The sequence below is a fragment of the Thermoanaerobaculia bacterium genome (assembly GCA_035717485.1).
Taxonomy (GTDB): Bacteria; Acidobacteriota; Thermoanaerobaculia; order UBA5066; family DATFVB01; genus DATFVB01.
Window position 1 is genome coordinate 1 of sequence record DASTIQ010000085.1, and the last position, 7139, is coordinate 7139.

Annotated in this window: 8 protein-coding genes; all 8 read right to left on the reverse strand. The window is 70.1% G+C overall.

What is annotated here, in order from left to right; all coding sequences use genetic code 11:
- The coding region (locus VFS34_04445) for a cytochrome c oxidase assembly protein (GenBank protein HET9793690.1) at positions 1-346 on the reverse strand (346 nt) is incomplete at its 3' end.
- Positions 336-677: a hypothetical protein gene (locus VFS34_04450; protein ID HET9793691.1), complete on the reverse strand. Its 342-nt coding sequence runs from the start codon at positions 675-677 to the stop codon at positions 336-338. The genes VFS34_04450 and VFS34_04445, both read right to left, overlap by 11 nt.
- Positions 674-1282, reverse strand: a complete 609-nt coding sequence (locus VFS34_04455; GenBank protein ID HET9793692.1) for a cytochrome c oxidase subunit 3 — start codon at positions 1280-1282, stop codon at positions 674-676. Before VFS34_04455 ends, VFS34_04450 begins: the two co-directional genes overlap by 4 nt.
- Positions 1279-3105: a cytochrome c oxidase subunit I gene (gene ctaD, locus VFS34_04460; GenBank protein HET9793693.1), complete on the reverse strand. Its 1827-nt coding sequence runs from the start codon at positions 3103-3105 to the stop codon at positions 1279-1281. The genes VFS34_04455 and ctaD overlap by 4 nt, the downstream gene beginning before the upstream one ends.
- 104 nt (positions 3106-3209) lie before the next feature.
- Complete coding sequence (coxB, locus tag VFS34_04465) at positions 3210-4175, reverse strand: cytochrome c oxidase subunit II (protein ID HET9793694.1); 966 nt, start codon at positions 4173-4175, stop codon at positions 3210-3212.
- 63 nt (positions 4176-4238) lie between these two features.
- Entirely contained in the window at positions 4239-5690 is a 1452-nt protein-coding gene (locus VFS34_04470; GenBank protein HET9793695.1) for a menaquinone biosynthesis decarboxylase, read from the reverse strand.
- Complete coding sequence (locus tag VFS34_04475) at positions 5687-6880, reverse strand: asparaginase (protein HET9793696.1); 1194 nt, start codon at positions 6878-6880, stop codon at positions 5687-5689. The genes VFS34_04470 and VFS34_04475 overlap by 4 nt, the downstream gene beginning before the upstream one ends.
- Positions 6873-7139 (reverse strand): mechanosensitive ion channel family protein (locus tag VFS34_04480; GenBank protein ID HET9793697.1); only part of this gene is annotated, 267 nt, incomplete at its 5' end. The genes VFS34_04475 and VFS34_04480, both read right to left, overlap by 8 nt.

Consider the following 7139-nt stretch of genomic DNA (forward strand, 5'->3'; position numbering starts at 1 on the left):
CGAGCACGAGGAGCGGCGCCGCGACGAGCATGAGGAGCTCGTGCTGCGCCATGTGCCAGGAGAGCCGCGCCTCGCCGAGCTCGTGGATCGGCGAAACGAGCGCGGCCGCGAGCGCGATCCATCCGGCCGCGAACGCGGCCGTCGCGGCGACGCTCACTCCCGCGCCCGTTCCCGCCCGCCGCCAGAGCCTTCGAACCCCCAGCCCGTAGATCGCGGCCGAGATCGCCAGCCCCGCGACGACGGCGGGAGCGAACGACCACGCCGCCGGCGCGCGCCGCCCGGCCTCGTGCGCGGCCGCGGGGAAGGCCGACAGCGCGAAGAGCACGACGAGGGCGCTACGGCGCACAGGGTCCCAGCATGAGCTTCGGAAGCTGCATGGCGAGAATCGCGAGAAGGAACATGGCGCCGAGGGCCATTCCTCCGAGCCCGAGAAACCGCGCGACGCGGCCGCGCGCCGACGCATCCTGCCGGGCGCGGCGGAAGTTCGCGAACGCGATCGCGACCCCCGCGCCGGCGCCCGCGATCGCGAGCAGGGTCGCGCCGTGGAGCAGCGCGCGGTTCCCGCGCACGCACGACTCCCCGACGAGCGAGTCGGAAAGCGTGAGATCGGCGAGCCACGAGATCGGCGGGAGGAGGACGCCGGCCCAGCCGGCTGCCGGTCGGCCGACCGCGCTCACAGGAGCCTCGGAGCGCCGTACACGACGGCCGCCGAGGCGATCCCGGCGGCGACGAGGAAGTACCAGAAGAACGCGTCCGCGCGGACGTCGGTGAAGTCCTTCTCCTTCGGGGACGTCAGCAGGAAAACCGCGATCACGACCGCGGTCTCGAGGACCGACGCGAGCGTGTCGCCGCCGTGGAGCACCAGGATCGCCCAGTTCACCGACGCGTACGCGTTGACGCTCCAGCGGAAGCCCAGGCCCCGGAATTCGAGCACGCGCAGGACGACGAAGGCGAGGCCGAAGAGGAGGTTCACGGCGAGCCCCCCGACGATCCGGCGCTTGTTCCCGGCCGGACCCTTGCTCGCTTCCTTCTCCGCGATCCGGAACGGAATGCAGCTCGCGAGCAGGACGGCGACGTTCGCGAGCCCCCAGCGGAGGTCCGGGAGGGCGAGACCCGCCGGCGGCCACTCCCGGGCGATCATCCGGTAGTAGAAGTAGCTCCAGAACACCATCGCGAAGGTCGTGCTCTCGATCGCGATCAGCCCCAGGTTCGCCCAGACGACGAGCGCGCGATGGTCGTAGACGTGCTCCGGAAGCCGGCCGACGTCGACGCCGGCGCTCACGCGTTCCCCTCGCGGGAGGGCGGCTGCGGCTCCCCTTTCGGCCAGAACCAGGCGGTCATCGAGATCGCCGAGAGCACCGCGGAGACGACGAACGCACGCGCCTGGAAAATCCCCCAGGTGAGACCGACGCCGACCGAGAGCGCCATGAAGAAGGGCCAGATCGAGGGGCCCGGCAGCGTCGGCCGATGGTCCGGCTCCGCGTCGAGCGGGCGCGTGACGAGGATCTGCCGGCGGTCGTCGCGGATCCCGGTGACCACGGGCGCCTCGGGGGACCGGCACCAGAGCGCCTCCCGACCCTCGACGACCGGCAGCCGCTCGAAGTTGTACGGCTCGGGGGGCGACGAGGCCGCCCACTCGAGAGTCGAGGCGTCCCACGGGTTCTCCGCGGGATCGCCGCGCCTCGCGCTCCGGAGGACGTTCACGACGAAGACGACGACGCTCGCCGCGATCACGGCGGCCCCGATCGAGGCGAGGAGATTGAGCGCCCCCCATCCCGTCTCGGGGCGGTAGGTGTAGACCCGCCGGGGCATCCCGTGGAGCCCGAGGATGTGCATCGGAAAGAACGTCATGTTGAAGCCGACGAAGAAGAGGCCGAAATTCCAGCGGCCGAGAGTCTCCGACATCCGGCGGCCCGTCCACTTCGGGAACCAGTGGTAGATCGCTCCGAAGAGCGGGAAGACCGCGCCTCCGATGAGGACGTAGTGGAAATGCGCGACGACGAAGAACGTGTCGTGGACCTGGAGGTCGAGCGGGACCGAAGCGAGCATCACCCCCGTCATCCCGCCGATCACGAAGATGAAGACGAACCCGAGCACGAACAGGAGCGAGGCCGTGAGCTTCGGCCGCCGGCCCCAGAGGGTCGCGATCCAGCAGAAGATCTGAACGCCGCTCGGAACCGCGATCATCATGCTCGCGGCCGTGAAGAAGCTCGATCCCATCTGCGGGAGGCCGGTCGCGAACATGTGGTGGACCCACAGGCTGAAGCCGAGGAACGCCGTCGCGACGAGGGACAGGACCATCGCGGTGTAGCCGAAGACCGGCCGCCGCGCGGCGGTCGCGACGATCGTCGAGACGAATCCGAGCGCGGGGATGAAGATGATGTAGACCTCCGGATGCCCGAAGAACCAGAAGAGATGCTGCCAGAGGAGAGGGTCGCCGCCCGACGACGGGATGAAGAACTGCGTCGCGACGAGCCGGTCGGTGGCGAGGAACCCGCTCGCGATCATCACCGCGGGCATCGCGAAGAGGATCATGAAGGAGGTCACGAGCATCGACCAGACATAGAGCGGCACGCGGTGGAGCGACATTCCGGGAACCCGCTGCTTGAAGATCGTCGAGATCAGCTCGATCGCGACGACGAGCGCCGAGATCTCCGTGAACGTGATCATCTGGGACCAGATGTCGACCCCCTTGTCGGGAGTGAAGGCCCGCTCGGACAACGGCGTGTAGGCGAACCAGCCGGCCTGGGGCCCCGCTCCGAGGAACACCCCCGTGTACAGGAAGAGCCCGCCGATCAGGTACAGGTAGTAGCCGAACGCGTTCATCCGCGGAAAAGCGACGTTGCGCGTGCCGACCATGAGGGGGACGAAGTAGACCGCCATTCCTTCCATCACGGGGACGGCGAACAGGAACATCATCGTGCTCCCGTGCGTCGTGAAGAACCGGTCGTACCGGTCGGGCGACAGGAAATGGTTCTCCGGGACCGCGAGCTGGATCCGCATCAGCGCCGCCTGGATCCCGCCGAGGAGGAAGAAGAAGAATGCCGTGAAGACGTAGCGTTTCCCGATCTCCTTGTGGCCGACCGTCCGGAAGAAGCCGAGCACGCCCGGCGGCTCGCTCCACGTCTCCCGCAGCCGGGCGAGGTGGCCCGGCGGGGGCGGCGCGGGCGCCGGTTCGCCGGGTCGCGGCGCGGAGCCCGGAGTCGGACTCACCGGAGGCTCTCCAGGTAGGCGGCGAGCGCCGCCGCGTCGGGCCCCGAGAGCGCGTTGGGCGGCATCGCCGCCCCCGGCTTGATCTTCTGCGGATCGAGCACCCACCCCGCGAGGTGGGCCGGATCGTTGGCGAGCGTCGCCGCCCCGATCGTGGCGCGCCCGCCGAAGTGCGTGAGATCGGGTCCGAGGGACCCCGCCGCCGGCGTCCCCCGGATCGCGTGGCAGATCGGGCAGGAGGACGCCTGGAACAGGAGGCGGCCGCGATCTTCGACCGCTCCGGCGGACTCGACGGCGGAAGCGCGCTGGGCGGCGAGCCACGCCTCGAAATCCGGTTCCGGCTCCGCGACGACGAGGAACGCCATGTGCGCGTGCTGGTCGCCGCAATATTCGGCGCACTGCCCTCGAAACACTCCGGGGCGATCGACGCGGAACCGGGTCAGCGTCCAGCGCCCGGGGATCAGATCCTTCTTTCCGTCCACGTTGGGCGCCCAGAAGCTGTGGATGACGTCGCGCGACGTCGCGCGAAGCAGGACCATCCGTCCGACCGGAACGTGGATCTCGTTGGCGGTGAGGGCCGAATCCGACGGAGGGAAGGCGGGGTAACGGACTTCCCACCACCACTGGTGGCCGTACAGGTCGATCGTCAGCTCGCCCCCGGGGTCCTCTTCGGGAGAGGCCGTCCGTCCCGTCGAGATGCTCGCGAGCAGGAAGATCACGAGGATCGCCGCCGTCGCCGACGCTCCCACGGTGACGGCCGCCCGCCGGCGTCTCTCGGCGGCCGGCGCTCCCGGGCGGCGCTCCGGCTCCTCTCCGCGGCGCCGGACGATCGCGACGAGGAGGAGCGCGAGAACGACCAGGAAGATCGTTCCGCAGATCGCGAGCATCAGCCACCAGAGGCCGGCGATCGCCTGCGCCTGTGGACCGGCCGGACCCAGGACCGAAGATGCGACCCTTCCCGCCACACTTCCTCCGCCGCGCACAAAAGCAAGATTCGTGCGCGCCAGGACTGCGGAAGCGCGGGCCGGTCAGGTTCCGGGGAAGATCCGCGGCCAGAGGATGTCGATCTTTCGCTTCACGTCCGGATCCATGACGATCTCGTCCGGCCAGCGGCGGTCGAACCCCTCCGCCGGGAGCTTACGCGTCGCGTCGATCCCCACGTGCGACCCGAAGCACGCGGCGCGCGAAGCATGATCGAGCTCGTCGATCGGACCGAGCGCGAACTCGAAGTCGCGCTGCGGGTCGATGTGGTTGAGCGCCTTCCAGGCGACCTCCGCGGGATCGTGGACATTCGTGCCCGCGTCGACGACGACGATCACTTTCGTGAACATCATCTGTCCGGTCCCCCAGATCGCGTGCATCACCTTGCGCGCCTGGCCGGGATAGCGCTTGTCGATCGAGACGATCATCAGATTGTGGAAGATCCCCTCGACGGGAAGCGCCATGTCGACGATGTCGGGGATCGTCTTGCGGACGAGCGGGAGAAACAGGCGCTCGACGGCCTCGCCCATGAAGCCGTCCTCCATGGGCGGCCTTCCCACGATCGTCGTGAGGTAGACGGGACGGGAGCGCCGCGTCACCGCCGTGACGTGGAAGACGGGGAAGTCATCGTCCAGCGAATAGAAGCCCGTGTGGTCCCCGAAGGGCCCTTCCCGCCGGATCTCGCGGGGATCGACCCAACCTTCGAGGACGAACTCGGCCTCGGCCGGCACCATGACGTCGACGGTCTTCGCCGGGACGACCGGCACGCTCTCGCCGCGGAGGAACCCGGCGAACAGGAGCTCCGAGACGCCGGGCGGGAGCGGAGCGATCGCGGAAAAGACCGTCGCCGGGTCCGCGCCGATCGCCGCCGCCACTTCCATCCGCCGGCCCTCGCGCGCGTAGCCTCGGGCCTGCCCGGCGCCGTCCTTGTGCTTCTGCCAGTGCATGCCGGTCGTGTTCCGGTCGTACACCTGCATCCGGTACATCCCCACGTTGCTCCGGCCGGTCGCCGGGTCGCGCGTGATGACGAGCGGCATCGTGATGAAGCGGCCGGCATCCTGAGGCCAGCACTGGAGAACCGGCAGGCGGCCGAGATCGACCGCATCCCCCGTCTCGACGACTTCCTGGCAGGGCGCGCTCCGGACGGTCCTGGGAAAGACCGACGCCAGGTCCGCCACCTTCGGGAGCGCCCGGAGCTTCCCGAGGAACCCTTCCGGCGGCTTCGGATCGAGGAAGAAATCGAGTCGTTCCTCCCACTCCTCCCACGATCCGATGCCGAGCGCCTCGAGCATGCGGGCGCGCGACGCGAAGAGGTTGATCGCGACCGGGAACTCCGACCCCTCGACGTTCTCGAAGAGGAGCGCCGGACCTCCCGATTTGACGAGCCGGTCGGCGATCTCCGTGATCTCGAGGATCGGCGACACGCGCTCTCGGATCGTGGCGAGGTCACCCCGCCGCCGGAGCGTTTCGAGAAAGCTCGACAGGTCGCGATGGCTCATCGGAGATGGGTGGCGCGCGCAGGGGAAACGACGCTCGTCCCGGCCGCCGCCTCCTGGCGCTCCTCCCGCGCCCCTCTCACCGCGACCGGAACCTCCGCGAGGATCTCGCCGACCCGTGTGCCCCGGGCATTCGTCAGCCCGGGGCGCACGTCCCCCGAAAGCGCCTCCGGGACCTTCTCCCAGACGCCGAGCCGCGTCAGGAGGTCGACGGCGACCGGCGCGCGCGCCCGCAACGACCCGTCGTCGATCTTGAAGGCGATCCCGAGGAGGCGCGGGGAAGCGACGCCGATCGCGTACACGCCTTCCGCGCCCTCCTTGCCGATCCAGCGACCGCTCCCCGCCTCGAGGAGCCTTTTCGTGAACTCCCCCGTTCCCGAGACGAAGAAGGGCGACCCCGTCATCGCGGCGACCATCCGTCGCCGGGCCTGCGCCGCCGAAGGCGGTTCTCCGGGGATCTCGCCGGGAGCGACGAGGCGCGCGTACGCGGCCGCGAGCCGGGAGATCGGCAGCCGGAAAACGGGAAGCGAGCACCCGTCGACGCCGATCTCGATCTCGGACGCGGGCACTCCCGAATAGAACGCGACCTTCTCGAGGATCCGTCGCTGGAGGGGATGGTCGGCGGCATCGTAGGTGGCCGGATCGAATCCGAAGAGGCGGCACGCGAGGAGCATCGCGGCGTGCTTGCCGGAGCAGTTGTTGTGGATCGCCGTCGGGAGCTTTCCCTCGCGGGCGAGCGCGGCGGCCGAAGCGGCGTCGGAGGGCGGGTGGGCGCCGCAGCGCAGGTCGGCCGTCGAGAACCCGCCCTTGGCGAGGATCGACTCCGCGGCCGCGACGTGGGCGGGCTCGGCGTCGTGCGAGGCACACGTCAGCGCCACTTCCTCGGCGGTCAGCCCGAAGCGCTCGGCGCCCCCGGCCTCGAGGAACGGCATCGCCTGGAACGGCTTCGCGGCCGACCTCCAGTAGACGGGCGTTTCGGGAGCGCCGAAGGCGGCGACGAGGTCACCCGAGGCGTCGCAAATCGCTCCGAATCCGCGATGGAGCGACTCGACCCGGCCGGCGCGAAGGATACGAGCGACGATCGGGTTCGCCGCCCTGCCGGCGTCCGGATCTGCCGCCTTTCCGGCGGCGGGACGTCCGGCCTCGCCCCCCGCCGGATTCGCCGCGTCGCTCGCCGGATCCGTCTCAGGCACCGGCGCCCGCTCCGATCAGCCGCACTTCCCGCTGCGGGAAGGGAATCGCGATCCCGGCCCGATCGAGCGCCTCCTTGGCGCGTTCGAGATACTCGGCGCGCAGCGCGCCGCGCCGCGACGGATCGCCGGCCCATACGATCAGCTCGAGCATCACGGCCGAATCGGCGAGCTCCTTGACGATCACCGAAGGCGCCGGCGAAGCGAGGAGCCGGTCGTCCCCTTCGGCGGCGCCGAGCAGAGCGGCCCGCGCGTCCTCGAC